This is a genomic window from Desulfovibrio sp. MES5, from assembly GCF_002237645.1.
In the GTDB taxonomy this organism is placed as follows: domain Bacteria; phylum Desulfobacterota; class Desulfovibrionia; order Desulfovibrionales; family Desulfovibrionaceae; genus Desulfovibrio.
Genome location: NZ_MJUZ01000032.1, coordinates 135,780 through 152,404, shown reverse-complemented (window position 1 = coordinate 152,404; position 16,625 = coordinate 135,780). Strand labels below are relative to the sequence as shown.

Genomic DNA, 16,625 nt, shown 5'->3' with positions numbered 1-16,625 from the left:
TTATTGCCAGATCTGGCGCCTCATGCAGGCGGTTATTGCCCCTTCGCATGCGTTGCCAGGTCTTGGCTCATGGCATATTGTCGTAATAGATATTGTTATTGCGCGTCTTGTTTATGTAAATCTGACAGGAAATGCCGTGTTAAAGGGGATACGTATGAAAATATTGCGTCGCGTTTGTTTTATGGCGCTTCTGGCGACTCTTCTCGCCGGTTGCAATGCGGCCTTGCAGCGCGGGATGGTCGGGCCGATGTATGTGTCAACAGCGCGCCCGGCGATCAGTCTGACGGCCAAGGATATGCCTTTGCTTGAAGGCGGCCAGGGGCAATGCAACCTTACCTGGACAAGCGTTATGGGCGGACTGCCCGTGTCTGTTTGGCTGGCCGCCTACGGTCAGGGCACGCCGCAATCACCGCTTGCAATTGTGGCGCAGGCGGAATTGCCGCAGCGCTGGTACTGGAACAGCGATTCCACGCCGCCGTTCAGCGTGGATCACGCAACCGAGATAATCGGCGACACCGAGTTTTCAGCCAGCACCTTTATAGTCAACAGTTCGCGCGATCCCTTTTCGCTTCTGGCCGGTGTGCAACCTGACACTCCTCCGGTGCGCTGGCTTGTGCGCAGTTTTAGTTCCCGGGTCAACTTCAACCTCGGCAAGGTTATTTTGGAGTACCGCGAGCCTCTTCCAGAACAGATGGCTTTTCTCGATGTGCTGACCATTGCACAGACGGACCAGTTGAAAGCCTTTGAGCAACGTGCCAGAAATGCCTTTGTTGTCGGCGGAGTACCTGAAAATTTGACCGGACTTACCGACCCTTACCTGAAAAAAGTCCTTTGGCAGTTCATGGATCAACGGTTTTTAGGAACTGTATCACAGTACGATAGTTTTAGGGCCAACTGATTTATTATTAATAATCAGTTCTCGTTATCTTGAAATCTTCTGGCAACGGCCTTCCAAAACTCACGTTCTGGAAGGCCGTTGCACATTGAATACTGCCAAGTTGTATGAAATTTTTGCCATTACTGCGCCAAAATAGCCAACATATTTAAAATGCCTACATTAAAGTTTGTTTAATGATTTTTTTAATACGTATTAGTACATTGACGAAATAATAAGCCCTGTGTATGTTCGGCCAATTGGGACTGTGGATTTAACAACTCGATCTGTTTTAAATATAAACGCGCCCCCCACTGTTGCGCGTTTGGCGGATCATAAAGATGACCATAAGGGGTAATTATGGACGACTATTTGAAAGAAGCTCTGGAGATCACCAGGGCGCAGGCCGGTGTGCGTGTGATGAGCGAGGAAGAAATCGCTACTTTCATTCAGAGGGTGGCTCTTGGCATTCGCGCCGTGGCCGAAGGTGAAACGCCGGTTGAAATGGACAGCCTTGAAATGGCTCAAGAAGCCCGTAAGTCTGTCAAGGAAAAGTCCGTTACCTGCCTCGAGTGTGGCAAAAGCTTCAAAATTCTCACCAAACGCCACCTCGCTGGCCACAGCATGAGCACTGCGGAATATCGCGAAAAATGGGGCTTCAAGAAAGACGCCCCGCTGGTCTGCAAAGCCCTTCAGCGCGAACGTCGCAAAAAGATGAAAGACATGAAGCTGTGGGAAAAAAGACGTAAAGTCCAATAATGCACAGGCCCGCCGCGCAGGCGGGCTTTTTGCATTTGGGCGCCGCAACCATAATCTGAAGTGCCTTGTGAAGCGATCTGTCATGTGCGCGCGCAGGCATCTGCAAGAAGACACGGGCGTCCCCCTCGGCCGTTTCTGCAGGGTCTGCGGTTGAGAACCATATTGCCAGTTATTGGCGCATGCACATACCGTAACGGGCTTGACCTGCATTTTGGGAGTGATTTTTTTACAGCTGATCTGCTTGAAGGAACGCCTGCCATTTGTGATGGCGCTTTTTTGAAGCGGCTACGAATCCATTTTCATGAAAACATTGCAGACAATTCCTGGCGCAGATGTTTCTGCGCCAGGATGCCCTGCTTTTTGTGAAACGGCAGGCAGGAAGAGTAGCCGCCGCCTGGTTATGGTTTTTCAGGTTTCAGGATCAAGGTATGACTGTATATTACACGGCGAACACTCCTGCGGAGGCGTTGGAGCTTTTATCGCTTACAGACGAACAGCTTTTTGCCAGCGCCTCCCATCTTCGTACAGTAACATTCGGCAACAAGGTTACGCTCTGCGCCATTATCAATGCACGAAGCGGAAACTGCGGCATGGACTGCAGGTTTTGCTCGCAAAGCAGGCACAACCATACCCCTATCGATGTATTTTCCCTGCTGCCGGATGAGGATTTGCGCGCCCGCATCCTGGCGTTGGCTGAACAGCCTGTTGCCCGCATCGGCATTGTGACCAGCGGGGGCGCGCTGAGTGGTGAAGAGTTTGAGCGCCTGGCTGGCGTACTGCAATCATTGCCCGAGGGTGCGCGTAAACGGGTTTGTGCCTCGCTTGGCAGACTTGACGCTGACCAGCTGGCCCTGCTGGCTGACATCGGGCTTGACCGGTACCACCACAATCTTGAAACCTCACGTGAATTTTATCCAAGCATTTGCACCACGCAAACCTGGAACCAACGTAAGGATACTGTCTCTCGCGTGCAAAAGGCGGGCATGACGACCTGTACCGGCGGCTTGTTCGGCCTTGGCGAAAGCTGGCGTGACCGCATCGATTTTGCCTTCAGCCTTAAAGAAATGAACGTGGGCAATGTGCCCATAAACTTCCTGCATCCGCATCCCGAGACGCCCCTTGCCGGACAGGCGCCGCTATCAGCGCGCGAAGCCCTGCGCATCATTGCTCTTTTCAGGCACATCCTGCCCAAAGCAACACTGCGCGTGTGCGGCGGCAGGCCTTTGGTGCTTGGCCAGCGGCAGAAAGATATTTTTTATGCCGGAGCCAACGCGCTCATGACTGGCGACTATCTTACTACCCATGGCAGAGGATTGGCCGATGATCTTGCAATGATTGCTGATCTTGGGCTGGAGGTTGACTGTGTTCCCCTTTGCTGATCCGGATGTGTTCGAGCAGGGAGCACGACCGCTGCGTGGTCTTTTTGTGGCTGGCTCCGGCACGGATGTGGGCAAGACCGTATGCATGGGCGCGTTGCTGCGCTGCCTGCGACAGGAAAACGTGGCCGTTCAGGCAGTCAAGCCTGTGCAAACCGGCGTGCGGGCAGATGAAGCTGCGAGCTCGCCCTTGTCCGACGCTTTCGTCTACGCCAAAGCCATGCAGGGCATTAAAGCCATGCCTGGGTTGCAACCATCAGCGGTTCTTCACTGTTTCGCATTGCCAGCCTCGCCGCACCTTGCGGCCGCCAAAGAAAACAGGCGGCTGAGTTGCCGAAGCCTGCGTGCGGATATCCTTGCTCACTGGCGGGCTGTTCCGGCCAGGGCGCTTCTGTTGGAAGGTGCGGGAGGATTGCGCGTTCCCCTCAATGAAGATGAGGATATGCTTGATCTGATGTCCATGCTGGGCTTGCCCGTTCTGCTGGCTGGCGGCAACTATCTTGGCGGACTTAACCATATTTTGCTTTCAGTTGAAGCTCTGCGGCATCACGGACTTCATCTGGCTGGTATTGCCCTGACACCCGCCGCTGACCCTGCCATGAACTGCCCAGGAGTGGATGTGTCGGGCCTGCTGGCAGACAATGCCCGTATTTTGCAAAAAAAGCTTGAACGTATGGGCTGTGATGCGCCTGTAGTTGATCTGCCGCGCCTTGAAAAGCTGGACTGGTCGGGATGGGAAAGGCTGACAGAGCTGCTGAGGCCCATAGCGCTGCAAGTGGGCCAGTGCTGGTCTGAAAATGGCCAAGACGCTTCTGGGCTTCTGGAAGAAGAACGCCTCATGCAGCGAGACAGAAAAACGGTCTGGCATCCCTATGCCTCGGCCACGGATGTTCCGCCCCTTAACGCTGCCAGCCGTACCTTTGCCAATCGCATTGTACTTGCTGACGGGAAAGATCTTATTGACGGCATGTCGTCCTGGTGGGCGGCCATCCACGGGTATAATCATCCACGCCTGCTTGATGCCCTGCACTCACAGGCTGGACGCATGCCCCACGTCATGTTCGGCGGCCTCACGCATGAACCGGCCGTGGGCCTGGCAGAACGCTTGCTTGAGCTTATGCCCGCGGGATTGGAAAGGATTTTTTTTGCTGATTCCGGTTCGGTTGCCGTTGAAGTGGCCCTGAAAATGGCCCTGCAGTATCAGCAGAGCAGGGGAGAAATTCAGCGTACCCGTTTTTTGGCCCCACGCGGGGGCTACCATGGCGACACGATAGGGGCCATGTCTGTCTGCGACCCGGTTACAGGCATGCACAGCCTTTTTTCGGGCATATTGCCTGAACAGCTTTTCATGGAGCGCCCTTCGTGCCGCTTTGACCAGCCTTTTGACCCCGCATGCCTTGATGATGCCCGCCGGATGCTCACGGAGCACGGCGAGGAGCTTGCCGCAGTTATCCTTGAACCTGTGGTGCAGGGGGCGGGCGGCATGTGGTTTTACCATCCAGATTATCTGCGCGAACTGGCGCGATTGTGCCGGGAAGCCGACACGCTTTTGATTTTTGATGAAATTGCTACAGGCTTTGGCCGTACGGGCAAGATGTTTGCCGCTGAGTGGGCCGAAGTGAGCCCCGATATTCTTTGTTGCGGCAAGGGGCTTACCGGGGGAATGCTCACGCTGGCGGCCACTGCGTGCAGCAGGCAGGTTGCTGAAGGTATATGTCGGGATGGCGGCGTTTTTATGCACGGGCCTACCTTTATGGCCAATGCCCTGGCTTGCGCCGTGGCCGGAGCCAGCCTCGACATGCTTGCGTCTGGCGGCTGGCGAAAGCAGGTGGATGATATTGAGCTTGCCTTGTGCGAGGGATTGGCGGGCTGTAAGGGGCTGCCGGATGTCGCCGATGTGCGAGTGCTCGGGGCCATAGGTGTGGTTGAAATGCACGAGCCCGTGAACACGCGCGCCCTGCAGAAGTTTTTTGTCGAGCACGGGGTGTGGCTGCGCCCCTTCAACCGTCTTATCTATCTCATGCCGCCATATGTGACTCCCGTAGAAGATGTGGCGCGGCTGTGCGCCGCCGTTGAAAAGGCTTTGCACCTGGGAGTGTATTTGCCGTGATTTTTCTGCTGGCGTACGTTGTCGTTCTGTTTTTGCACGCATGGCTTATGGCACGGCGCCGCCCCGACAAGGATACCTATTTTGTTAATGGACGGAGCAGCTCCACCGGTTTGGTGGCCTTGTCCATTGTGGCATCCTGCGTGGGCGGTTCCGCCACTATGGGAATGGCCGGGCTGGCCTGGCAGGTGGGGGTTCCCGCCATCTGGTGGCTTATGTCGGGCTCGCTCGGGCTGGTTTTGCTGAGCCTTTTTCTGGCCCGCAAGGTGCGTCGCAGCGGGGCCATGACCATGCCGGAAATGCTCACCACATTTTTGGGGGCTCCCAGCCGTTCCCTGGCCTCTGTCATCATTGTAACGGCGTGGCTGGCCATTCTTGCGGCGCAGTTCAGCGCACTGGCCACAATTATTGCCCCGCTGGCGAATATTGATAAAAATACGGCCATGTTCGTGGGGGCGGCTGTGCTGGTGGGGCACACACTGGCTGGCGGCCAGGCATCGGTAATGAAAACCGACATCTGGCAGTTCGGGATTTTGTTGTTTTCTCTCGCCATCGCACTGCTGCTGGCGCTTCACCTTGGAGGCGGGCAGGCGCTTTCTACCGTGCAGCTGGAAGTGTTCAATGCGCAGTTTCCCATTTCAAAGCTGCGCTATTTTCTTCTCATTCTTGGCGGAAGTTACGTGGTCTGCCCTATGCTTTTCGGGCGCATGCTCACGGCTCGTAATGAGCGGGCGGCCCGCAACGGCGGGCTCGTGGCAGCGGCAGGGCTCACGCTCACCGCAGCCTTGATTGTGGCTCTGGGCATTGCCTGCCGTGACCTTGTACCTGCCGGAACAGCCCCCGAACAGGTGCTGACCACAGCCTTGCTGACCCACCTGCCTTCATGGGCGGCCACACTCATTCTGCTCGGCATTTTCAGCGCCATTTTTTCCGCCGCTGATTCCTGCCTGATCACCGCCGCCTCGGTATGCAGTAACGACATTTTGCGCAAGCCCGGAGTAATAACGTGCCGCCTGTGCCTGATCCTGCTGGGGGTTATGGGACTTGTCCTGGCGCTGCCGGGCAAGGGCATTCTTGCCCTGCTGCTTATGGCCAACGATATCTACGTGTGCGGCGTGGTGATCCCTGTTTTTATCGGCATGCTCCTGCATGGCAAGGTGCATTTTCGCCCCTGGGGAATGGCGTTGGCCATTATCGGAGGCGGGGGGCTTGGGCTTACAGCCGCGCTTACCGGCGTCAGCGACTGGAGCTTTGCCGGCCTGGCTTTCTCACTGGTTATGAGTCTTGCGGCTGCCCGCCGTTTTCCCCGCCCTGTACAGACGGCGGCATCGGCACAGGCAGACCCCGGAATATGAGCCTTGTGGCTGTGGCATCGGCCAATTCCGCGATGTCCATAAGCTTTTCAAGCAGTTCAAGAAGGTAAAAACGGTCATGCTCGCAGCCGTCTTTGAAGTCCTGTTCCAGTTGGCCTGAATTTATGTAGGTTTCCAGATCTTCCAGGTCTTTGACAGTCAGCATGAGCACTCCTTCGCGGCTTGTTTCATTCTGGTCAGGCAACGTTCTGTGAGGGTATCAGCCAGGGTGAGCACTCGCTCTATTTCTTCTTTGGTGATAGAGTCAAAATGAATGCCGGCAGTCACACACACTACGCAGTTGAGTTCATCCGCCAAACGGCGGGCCATACGGGCAGCCAACACGTCTTCGCGGTGCCCGGACACGGCAAGCAGACCATCCGTTTTTTTCCCATCCGCAGCATCAGTTGAAGGATGTGGACTGGCAAGGGCGACAGCCCCGATATGGGCATCGCCGCCACTACATATGACCTGCAGATCCTGCCCTTGACGCAGCACGCTCAGGGTGACGGCAAGTCTGCCGTGTTTTGCGGTCAGGCGCATGTGTTCCCTCGCTAATGGTAGCAATCTTGGTTATGGCGGGGCCAACATAGCGCAGGGGGCAGCCCCTCGCAAGCAGCGCATCGAACAGTTAATGGTGTTTTTGGGCATGACGACACGCAGTTGCCGATCAAGGCGTGTTTGCGATTTAATGTGCGCTGATCTCTGTTAAGTGGTTAAAACTTGAATGTTGCGTTGTTTTTTTACAAAAAATATCGTACTGTCGTTATATTTAAAACAGAAGAGAGCCGGGCACGCAGCTGAACAACGTTCCTTTCGTCTATCTTCTTTGGTTTGAAGCTCTTTGTGCCGATCATAACATTATGAACTCAGAAAACCATATTTTGGAGATGCCATGACTCTAGATCCCACCAAGCACCCTGATTGGAAAATCGCTCAAGATGCGGAAAGTCGCATGAAAACCATTGAGGCCCTGGCATCCGATCTGGGTCTTGAAGGCCCAGAATTGCTGCCCTACGGGCACTATATGGGCAAGGTTGAGCAACAGGCTGTGCTGCGTCGTCTGGAAAATCGCCCCAACGGCAAATACATTGATGTCACGGCCATCACGCCCACTCCTCTTGGTGAGGGAAAATCCACTACAACAATCGGTCTGGTGCAAGGTCTTGCCAGGCGCGGCCAGCGCTCTTCGGCGGCCATTCGTCAGCCCTCCGGCGGCCCCACAATGGGTATGAAGGGGTCTGCTGCCGGGGGCGGGCTGTCGCAGTGCATTCCCCTGACGCCGTATTCCCTCAACTTTACGGGCGACCTTCATGCCGTGGGCGCAGCACACAACCTGAGCATGACCGCGCTTACCGCCCGCATGCAGCATGAACGCAATTATGACGACGCCACGCTTGAAAAACTTTCAGGAATGGCCCGCCTGAATATCGATCCCACGCGCGTCAACACGGGCTGGGTTATGGATTTTTGCGTTCAGGCGCTGCGAAATATCATTATCGGCATTGAGGACGACGGACGCCGCAATGACGGCTTCATGATGCGTTCGCATTTTGATATCACCGTGGCTTCTGAAGTCATGTGCATTCTGTCCATAGCCCGCGACCTTGCCGACTTGCGTGAACGCATGGGGCGTATGGTTCTTGCGCACGACCGCAACGGCAAGCCTGTGACCACAAGCGACCTGGGCGTCGCCGGGGCCATGACCGCGTGGCTTGTGGAAGCGGTGAAGCCCAACCTCATCCAGACCATTGAAGGGCAGCCGGTATTTGTGCATACCGGGCCTTTTGCCAATATCGCCCTTGGGCAAAGTTCGGTCATTGCGGACAGGGTTGCCCTCAAGCTCAGCGACTACCATGTGACCGAATCAGGCTTCGCTTCTGAAATGGGCTATGAGAAGTTCTGGAACCTCAAGTGCCACTACAGTGGTCTTACCCCGGATGCTGCTGTGGTCGTGGCCACGGTGCGTGCCCTCAAAAATCATGGCGGCGCGCCGCAGCCCAAGCCGGGACAGCCCTTGCCCGAAGCCTACACTCGTGAAGATGTGGGGCTTGTGGAGGCTGGTTGCGCCAATCTGCTGCACCATCTTGGCGTTGTTCGCCGCTCTGGCGTGCCTGCGGTGGTCTGCATCAACAAGTTCCATACTGACACCAAAGCGGAAGTGGACGCCATCCGGCGCATATGCGAACAGGCTGGAGCCCGTGTAGCCCTCTCCGAACATTGGGAGAAGGGCGGAAGCGGCGCGCTTGAACTTGCTGACGCCGTTATGGACGCCTGCAGGGAAAAGAATGAATTCCGCCCCTTGTATGACTGGAAGCAGCCCATAGCCGCGCGTATTGAAAGCATCGCGCGTGAAGTTTACGGGGCTGACGGCGTGGAATTTGAGTCTCTTGCGTTACAGCGGCTCAAGAGCTTGCAGGAGCGCCCGGACGCCGACAATCTTGGCGTGTGCATGGTGAAGACCCAGTACTCCCTGTCTGACAACCCTGCACTCAAGGGCGTGCCCACAGGTTGGAAATTGAACGTGCGCGATGTCCTCTTCTTCGGCGGCGCTGGACTTGTGGCCCCTGTGGCTGGGGATATCAGCCTGATGCCTGGCACCGGGTCCAAACCTTCTTTCCGCAACATTGATGTTGATGTGGAAACTGGCAAGGTAACTGGCTTGTTTTAGGGAAACGCTGAGTTATTTCGTTTGACGGCGTTGCTTCACTTTTTTGAAACAGTCGAGGACGGAAGAGTCCACTCCTGCTTCAAAAAAAGATCGCGCCTTGCCAAACGAAATAACTGCGCGTTTCCAGGAGGCTCTTTAATCAGTGCTTCCCTAGCAAAAAAGCATAGGCTTTTTATTCCATATCTGATCCGCCGTTAGTGTGCCGCTTGCCAGCTGTACGCTAACGGCGGAAATTTTTTGACGTATCGCGCTCGTTCTTGCAAGACATGTTTTTGTATGCAAGTTTATAAGCTTGCATGTAAAATTGACATGTATGCAAGCAGAGTATAGCGTTGTAACGTATGAACTGAATGTTCAGACAAAATTGAGCGCTTACGCCACAAAAGCATCAGTCACCAGTGTGGCAAAAGCCTGCTCTGATTGCCGCATCTATGCCTTCTTGCAGCATTTTTGTTTTCCATACAACTGTATCCGGCTGTTTCTTGTCCAGGCCAATTCTGAAAAGTGTTCTGACGCAGCCGTAAATGTTCTACGAGAGAGCAAATCTCCCGTATGGTTGCCAGTATGGTCACTGCGTTGCCAATCCTGGCGGCAACCAGACTGACTTCATTTTGAAATTGCTCTGGTGGTTGCCTGAGCAGCCGCTCGACGTGAAGGCGCACGCAGGACTTCAGCCGTGCGCGCAACAATACGGCGAATTCCTGCCAGCTCTCTTGATAATGTAACACGTGAAATGCTCGCGTGCGGCAGGCAAAAGCCTGTATACGAGCATTTCGTGGCAAGGATTTTCAGCAAAGTCCCTCGGAGCAGTTAACTCATTTCATTTGTATACTGCTCCAACCTTCATTCGCCCGCACGACTGCCTTTGCTAGCATGTTCCTCTGTGCCGCAACGGGCAAGGTTCCTGCGTCGCTATGACCGCCGCAATGACAGCGCCGCTGGATGGTTGGGAGTAGCGTTGCCGGTAGCCGTAGCGTGTGCGCCTCAAAACCTGGCCAATGGATATTTTCAAAAGCAAACCGCTCTTGGAGAAAGTGAATGATAGCATATATTCACGGCTTTAATTCCAGTCCCGCAAGCAATACCTTTGGCATGCTGCGTAAGGTTTTTCCTGACGCGCATGCGCTGGAATATCCTTCAAGCGGCTTTTTTCCTGAAAATCTGGCGCGCCTGCAAAAGCAGGCACGGGATATCATAGATGCCTCATCTCCTTTCGTTCTTGTAGGCGCGTCTCTTGGCGGATTTTACGCCTCCCAGCTGTCCGCGCTGCTGCTTTGCAACTGCGTTCTTATCAACCCGGTAGTTCGGCCTGCCCAGTCATTGCGGCAGTTTTTGGGGCCAAACACCTATTTTTACGGGGGACAGCACTGGGAATTCACGCCCGAAATGTGCGACAGCTATTCCATTTTTGCCGATGCGCGCTCTGCTCCCGTTAAGCGTATGGTGGTTCTGGGGCTGGCCGACACCCTGCTGGATCCCGAAGAGGCGCGCGCCTACTGGAAAAATTACGCATTTATTCATGAAACCAACGATGGCCATAGCCTGACGGCACTGGATGAGACAATCGTGCGAACACTGCGCGATTGGCAACAGTAACGTACATATTCGGCCGCCTAGTAACACGCGGAGACACCATGCTTCATAAATTCATTGTATACAGCATTGCAGTGTGCATGCTTATAACAAGTCTTGCTGGCGCTGCTATTGCAGGTCCGGCATACCGTATAGCCCAGCCCAGCCGGCCTGAAGCCGACAGCTGGAAACGGACAGACGGGTTTTCCATAAGTTTTGAAGTCGATGTTGAACGCTGCAAAAAACAGTACGGGTCGGACTGGTCCCGCCAGTGCTCCGGCCCGCCTGCCGGTCAGGAAGGGCGCCTGGTGGAAGGTGTGCGCATGACTCCGGATGTGCCCGGGCAGTGGCGCTGGAACTATGGTTCCACCATGTATTTTCAGCCTGAAAAATCATTGAATCCCCAGACCACATACACCATCTCGCTTGATAAGGTATCGTTGCCGTCCCGGTTCGAGGTTAACCGTCAGGTTCGCTACACAACGCAGCCGCAGGCCGTACGGATTGGCAAGGAGACCTTCTGGGTTGACCCATCCCCCAAGGGGGCGCACGCCGTTTCTGTTCCGGTCTATTTTATGTGGCCGGTCAATCCCCAAAGTATGGAAGGCAATATAACCCTGCGTCCCAGCGATGCGAAGAGTGGCCTGGCTCTTGGCGCTCCGCGTTTTGTATGGAACGAACGCCGCGATGAGGTTGTGGTCTCTGCCGCTGTTACAAGCCTGCCCAAGGATAACGCTGCTGCCGTCATATCTGTTAAGGCTCTGCCTGGATTTATTGAAAAAAACAACATGCGTATTGTGAAAGCTTCTGCCGGTAAAGCATCGGGAAATACCGAGGCGCTGCTTTATGTCACCGGGCGCGACCGCATTATGAACGTCAGTGATATCGGCGTGCGGGTTGCGTATGACAAAGGGCTGGACAAGGAATACCATCTGGTGGTGAAAACCAGCCTGCGCGTGCTGCCTTCAGAGGTGCTGCGCTATCTGGATGTCGTCCAGTTGCCGCGCACAATAACGCCAGAGGCAGGGCAGGAAGCCAATTGGGCAAAGATGCCCGCCATCAGCGCTGCGGATATCGCTAATGGTGAAAAGCTGCAGCCGCAGCTGGTTCAGGCTGCTGACGAACCCACAGATCAGGTTGTCCTGCGTGTAAAAGCCGTAAGCGGGCGGGGTCTGATGGCCGCTGTAAAGCCCGGCCTCACGTCCACAGGCGGGCTTTCACTGTCGGATGCGCGGCGCTTTATCCTTACAGTTCCCGGTATGGGAGCAGAGCTGTCTTTTTTGCAGCCTGGCAACATCCTCGCGCTCAGCGGCGATAAAAAACTTGATATTTACGCTCTGGGCCTGACGGAAATTGACTGGCGCGCCGAGCGTGTGCGTGAACCCTTTATGGCCCTTTTAGCCAAGGATAGCAGCTTTGAAGAACCGGAGGCTGACTTTACGGTTCTGAGTGATGTGGTCCAGGGGCATATCAATGTGCGCAAGGGCGAGCGTGGGGACATGCCTGGTCAGGCGTTTTTTGGCGTCCTGGATCTGGCCCCGCTGCTGCAAGGGCAGGGTGGTCTGCGTCACGGTCTCATGCGCATGGTGCTCACAGGGCGCAATGGCGAGAAGCAAGTGGCTGAAGCCTCACGCCTGCTGCTGGTCACCGATATGGGACTCAGTGTAAAAACAGCTTCTGACGGAACCCGGGCGGTGTTTGTGCAGAACATTGCCACAGGCAAACCCGTGTCCAATGCCGAGGTGCGCCTGCTGGGGGCCAATGGTTTGCCCGTATGCAGCGCTGTGAGCAATGCCCAGGGGCGTGCCGACCTGCCCTCCACGGTGGGGCTTGAGAGGGAAAAACGCCCGGTGGCCCTTGTGGCCCTTGCGCCTGCCCAAAGCGGGGGGCAGGACATGGCCTGGCTTTCTCTTGACGATGGCTCCCGTACTGTGGATTACAGCAATTTTTCCGTGTCGGGCCGTCATGCCGCCAGTAATGGCCTGAGCGCTTCGGTTTTCAGCCAGCGCGGATTATACCTGCCGGGGGAAACTCTGCACTTTGGCTGCGTGATACGCAGGTTTGACTGGCAGGCCCTGCCCGAAAACCTGCCGCTGGAAGCCGTGCTGACAAGTCCTGCCGGAACGGAAGTCATGCGCCGCTCCTTTACTGTTGGCCCCGAAGGGCTTCTGAATTTCAACTGGGCCAGTTCCGAAGACGCCGCCGTCGGCCAATACCGTTTGGACATCCGTCTTGCCTCGGACAAGCCCGGTTATGGCGGCCCTGTTCTGGGCAGCACGACTACGCGGGTTGAGGAATTTCAGCCCGACACCCTGGCTCTTGCCGCCAGTTTTGAATCCAGTGCGCCAAAGGGCTGGATACGTACTGGCGAAAACATGCCTCTCGCAATGGTGCTGGCACGGCTGGACAATCTTTACGGTGAACCTGCCGCCAGCCACCGCATTCATACGGCCTTTCATGCGCGAAAAGGGCTGCTGCGCTTTCCGGGATATGAAGACTATGCCTTCTATGACGCCTTGTCCGCGAGTGTGCAGGATCAGTACATGGATCTGCCCGACGTGTTCACCGACAGCAAGGGGCTTGCCAAGCTGGCTTTGCCCTTGGGCAAACTGCAAGGCAGCACGTTTTACGGCACAGTGCTGATTGAAGGCTTTGAACCCACAGGCGGCAGGGCCGTCACACGGCAGCTGTCAGCCCTGTTTTCGCCGTTGGAGGTAGCCCTTGGCTACAAGCCCGAGGGGCAGGCCAACAATCTTGATTACGTGCCGCAGAATGCCAAGGCTTCATTGCGTTTTCTGGCCGTCAACAACGACCTTGCGCCCACCGCCCTGCGTGACGCCGAGATCGTGTTTTCTGCCCGGCGCTATGTGAACAGCCTTGTGACGGATTCCCGCGGTGAATACCGCTATGACGCCACCCCCGTTGATACGGAGATCACGCGCCAGACTGTAAACCTTGACGCCAAGGGGCTGGTCTGGCCCCTGCCCACAGCCGAAGCGGGAGACTATCTGGTCACAGTACGCCAGAACAACGGCCATGTGCTGGCTCTTATTCCGTTCTCCGTTGCGGGCACGCGCCTTGCTGAACCTTCTGACCTTTCCCCCCGTTCTCTGGCCAAGGGCAATTTGCGCCTGAAGCTTGAAAAGGAGCAGTACGCTCCCGGCGATACCATCAAGATGAGCCTTTCCACGCCGTATTCCGGTACAGGGCTTATAACCATTGAAAGGGAAAATGTGCTGACCCACGCATGGTTCACGGCTCAGGCCGGTGAAAGCGTGCAGGAAATACGCATTCCTGAGGGATTTGAAGGGCGCGGCTACGTTAACGTTTCCTTTGTGCGGTCCCTTGGTTCTGAAGCCATATACATGAATCCCCATTCCTTTGGCGTCGCGCCCTTTACCGCTGGCGTCAGTCAGAGAAATATGGGGCTTAAGCTCAATGCCCCCGCACGTGTGCTGCCCGGTGAAAAAATCATTGTGCGGGTAAGCTCGCGGGTGCCGGGCAAAGCCCTGCTTTTTGCTGTGGACGAAGGCGTGTTGCAACTCACCGGCTTTACCACGCCCGATCCCCTGAATGATCTTTTGAATGACAGGGCTCTTGATGTCGCCACCATGCAGGCCTTTGACCTGCTCATGCCCGACCATGCGCGCCTGCAGGGCCGTATCCCCGGCTTTGGCGGCGACATGGCGGGGGTGGGCGGCCGTTTTCTCAACCCCTTCAAGCGTCGCGGCGAACCTCCTTTTGCCTTCTGGCAGGAACTGGCGGCCGTCAATGCGGATGGGACGGATGTAACCCTTACCATTCCCGAATATGTGAGCGGGCGCATCAGGATAATGGCTGTCGGCAGCAGCGCCGCGCAAGGCGGAGCCTCTACGGCGGGCAATGCGCAAACCAGCACTGAAGTGCGTGGAACGCTTATCCTGAAACCTCTTCTGCCCCTGGCTGTCGCTCCTGGCGACGAGTTTGACGGAGCATTGGTTATTGCCAATACCGTCGAGGGAAGCGGCAAGGATGCCAAGGTTACCATAAAGATGGAGTGCGGCCCCGAACTGGAGTTCCTGAGCGGCCAGAAACCGCTTCCGCTTGAAATCAATGAAAATGGCGAGGCTGTGGTACGTTTTCGCATGCGTGCGCAGGACCGCCTTGGTTCGACGGATGTGCGTTTTACCGCCAGCCTGGAGGGCAAGGGCAAGGCCGGGAGCGTTCGCAACCAGAGCCTTTCTGTGCGCCCTCCTGCGCCTCGCGTGCGCACCGAGCAGGTCGTGCCCCTCAAGGACAGTATGAACGTGTCTGTGAACAGAGACGTCTATCCTTATGAAGCGCAGGGGCAGGCGAGCATATCCGCTCTTCCCCTGCTTGGCCTGCGTTCCTTGCTGGACCGTCTGGATACCTACCCCTACGGCTGCACCGAGCAGCTCATCAGCCGGGCAATGCCTTATGTCTCTTTGTTGGGCAATCCGGCATTGCGCGAAAAGGTTCTGCTTGATCCCAAAGCCTCGCCAGAAACGCTGGCAAAGCGTGGCAATGCTGTAATCAGCGCCGCTCTAGCCACCATACGCAGCAACTTTTCCTACTACGAGGGGGTTCGTCTCTGGCCTTCAGCGCCAGCCAATGATTTTGTGACGGCCTACGCCGGGGACTTCTTGCTGACGCTGCGCGAAAGCGGGGTAGCCGTGCCTGACGGTCTGGCCCGTAACATTCTTGATACTCTGGAAAGCACAGTGCGCAGCGCTCCGGTAGATATCGACGATGGCCGCGTCAAGGTCTATGGCGCATGGGTTCTTTTGCGCGACGGGCGCATAATGACCCAGGAAGTCGAAAGGCTTGAGCAATGGTTCAGAGAAAACACCAATGGCTGGGACAGAGAGCTTGTGGCGGTGCTTCTGGCAGACTGCTACAAAATGCTGCGTATGGAGCGCCGTGCCCAGCAGCGCATGCCTGTGACGTTTACTGCAGTTACCAGTGACAACATGCTGGATGAAGGATCTGCCAGGGCGCTTCATGCCGCTGTCATCCTGCGTCACTTCCCTGAGCGTCGCAAAGAAATCAACGTTGAGGCCCTGCTTGATGCAGCGTTCAACACCACAGCCACAACGGTTGATATGGGGCTTTTGTCCCGCTCCCTGATACTACTGGCTGAAAAAAATGCGCCTGCGCCTGAGGGCATCGAGCTTGTCTGCGCCCGCTATGGTCAGGATTTTGCGCCTGCAGCGGGCAAGGCTGAACTGCTTGGTTCTGTTCTTGAACTGAACGCGCCCGGCTGCCTTGAGTATAGAGTGAAGCTGCCCAAGGGCGACTCGGGCTGGAACCTTCATACCGCGACGGAAGGCTTTGAGCGCAAGCCGCTGTCTGCCGCCTCCAACGGAATTGAATTGCAGCGGCGCTATCTTAATGGCAATGGCGAGGCGGTTACCAGCGCCAGACTTGGCGAGGTTCTCACTGTGGAATTGACCGTGCGCTCTGCCGATGAGTACAGCAATGTGGTTCTGGTAGACCTGCTGCCTGGCGGTCTGGAGCCTGTGCTTGAAAAAAGCGGCAAAGATCCCCAGCAGGGGCTTATACGCTATGAACGGCGCGAAGATCGGGGCATTTTCTTTGTAAACTCCGGTTTTGGTCCGCGTACGTTCACTTACAAGGTACGCGCGGCCACCAGAGGGCGCTTTGTATTGCCTTCGGCAACGGCGGAAGCCATGTACGAGCCTGCCATCAATGCCCGTCTTGGCGGTGGACAAATGATCGTTGACTAGCACTGACGCTGAGCAGAAAAGTGGGGCAATGTACTGGATCCGTAAACCGGCCGGTCATTGCCCTGCTTTTCCTGTTGGCCGGTATGCCGAAAGAGCAGTTTTATGCTGAAATTACTCTGGCGGCTGTGTGTGAGACGACGCAAAACATCCCCATCTGTCCGTGCAGA

Annotated in this window: 10 protein-coding genes; 8 read left to right on the top strand and 2 right to left on the bottom strand. The window is 56.0% G+C overall.

Going from position 1 to position 16,625, the window contains the following annotated elements; genetic code table 11:
• Positions 1–22 precede the first annotated feature (22 nt).
• The 5 genes from BCS36_RS09660 to BCS36_RS09640 all read left to right on the top strand — a co-directional run bounded on the left by BCS36_RS09660 (position 23) and on the right by BCS36_RS09640 (position 6,471).
• Positions 23–898: a DUF4851 domain-containing protein gene (locus BCS36_RS09660; RefSeq protein ID WP_291302684.1), complete on the top strand. Its 876-nt coding sequence runs from the start codon at positions 23–25 to the stop codon at positions 896–898.
• A 336-nt stretch (positions 899–1,234) separates the two neighbouring features.
• Positions 1,235–1,633, top strand: coding sequence for a MucR family transcriptional regulator (locus tag BCS36_RS09655; RefSeq protein WP_291302683.1), 399 nt, complete (start codon positions 1,235–1,237; stop codon positions 1,631–1,633).
• Between the two features lie 428 nt (positions 1,634–2,061).
• On the top strand, positions 2,062–3,012 hold the full coding sequence (gene bioB / locus BCS36_RS09650; RefSeq protein ID WP_291302682.1) for a biotin synthase BioB: 951 nt from the start codon (positions 2,062–2,064) through the stop codon (positions 3,010–3,012).
• Positions 2,996–5,119 carry an adenosylmethionine--8-amino-7-oxononanoate transaminase gene (gene bioA / locus BCS36_RS09645; RefSeq protein ID WP_291302681.1) on the top strand — a complete coding sequence of 708 codons (2,124 nt, stop codon included), beginning with the start codon at positions 2,996–2,998 and terminating at the stop codon, positions 5,117–5,119. Before bioB ends, bioA begins: the two co-directional genes overlap by 17 nt.
• Complete coding sequence (locus tag BCS36_RS09640) at positions 5,116–6,471, top strand: sodium:solute symporter (RefSeq protein ID WP_291302680.1); 1,356 nt, start codon at positions 5,116–5,118, stop codon at positions 6,469–6,471. The genes bioA and BCS36_RS09640 overlap by 4 nt, the downstream gene beginning before the upstream one ends.
• Here the strand turns inward: BCS36_RS09640 and BCS36_RS09635 are convergent.
• Both BCS36_RS09635 and BCS36_RS09630 read right to left on the bottom strand, forming a co-directional pair.
• Positions 6,392–6,634 (bottom strand): hypothetical protein, encoded by a 243-nt coding sequence (locus BCS36_RS09635; protein WP_291302679.1) that lies wholly within the window; start codon positions 6,632–6,634, stop codon positions 6,392–6,394. The two genes, BCS36_RS09640 and BCS36_RS09635, sit on opposite strands and share 80 nt — an antisense overlap.
• Positions 6,628–7,011 carry a hypothetical protein gene (locus tag BCS36_RS09630; RefSeq protein WP_291302678.1) on the bottom strand — a complete coding sequence of 128 codons (384 nt, stop codon included), beginning with the start codon at positions 7,009–7,011 and terminating at the stop codon, positions 6,628–6,630. Before BCS36_RS09630 ends, BCS36_RS09635 begins: the two co-directional genes overlap by 7 nt.
• 352 nt (positions 7,012–7,363) lie before the next feature.
• Here BCS36_RS09630 and BCS36_RS09625 point away from each other — a divergent pair, with 352 nt between their 5' ends.
• The 3 genes from BCS36_RS09625 (at position 7,364) to BCS36_RS09615 (ending at position 16,458) form a co-directional block, all read left to right on the top strand.
• Positions 7,364–9,139, top strand: a complete 1,776-nt coding sequence (locus BCS36_RS09625) for a formate--tetrahydrofolate ligase (protein ID WP_291302677.1) — start codon at positions 7,364–7,366, stop codon at positions 9,137–9,139.
• 1,038 nt (positions 9,140–10,177) lie between these two features.
• Positions 10,178–10,735, top strand: coding sequence for a YqiA/YcfP family alpha/beta fold hydrolase (locus tag BCS36_RS09620; protein ID WP_291302676.1), 558 nt, complete (start codon positions 10,178–10,180; stop codon positions 10,733–10,735).
• Positions 10,736–10,773: 38 nt separating this feature from the next.
• Positions 10,774–16,458, top strand: a complete 5,685-nt coding sequence (locus tag BCS36_RS09615) for an alpha-2-macroglobulin (protein ID WP_291302675.1) — start codon at positions 10,774–10,776, stop codon at positions 16,456–16,458.
• Positions 16,459–16,625: the final 167 nt, after the last annotated feature.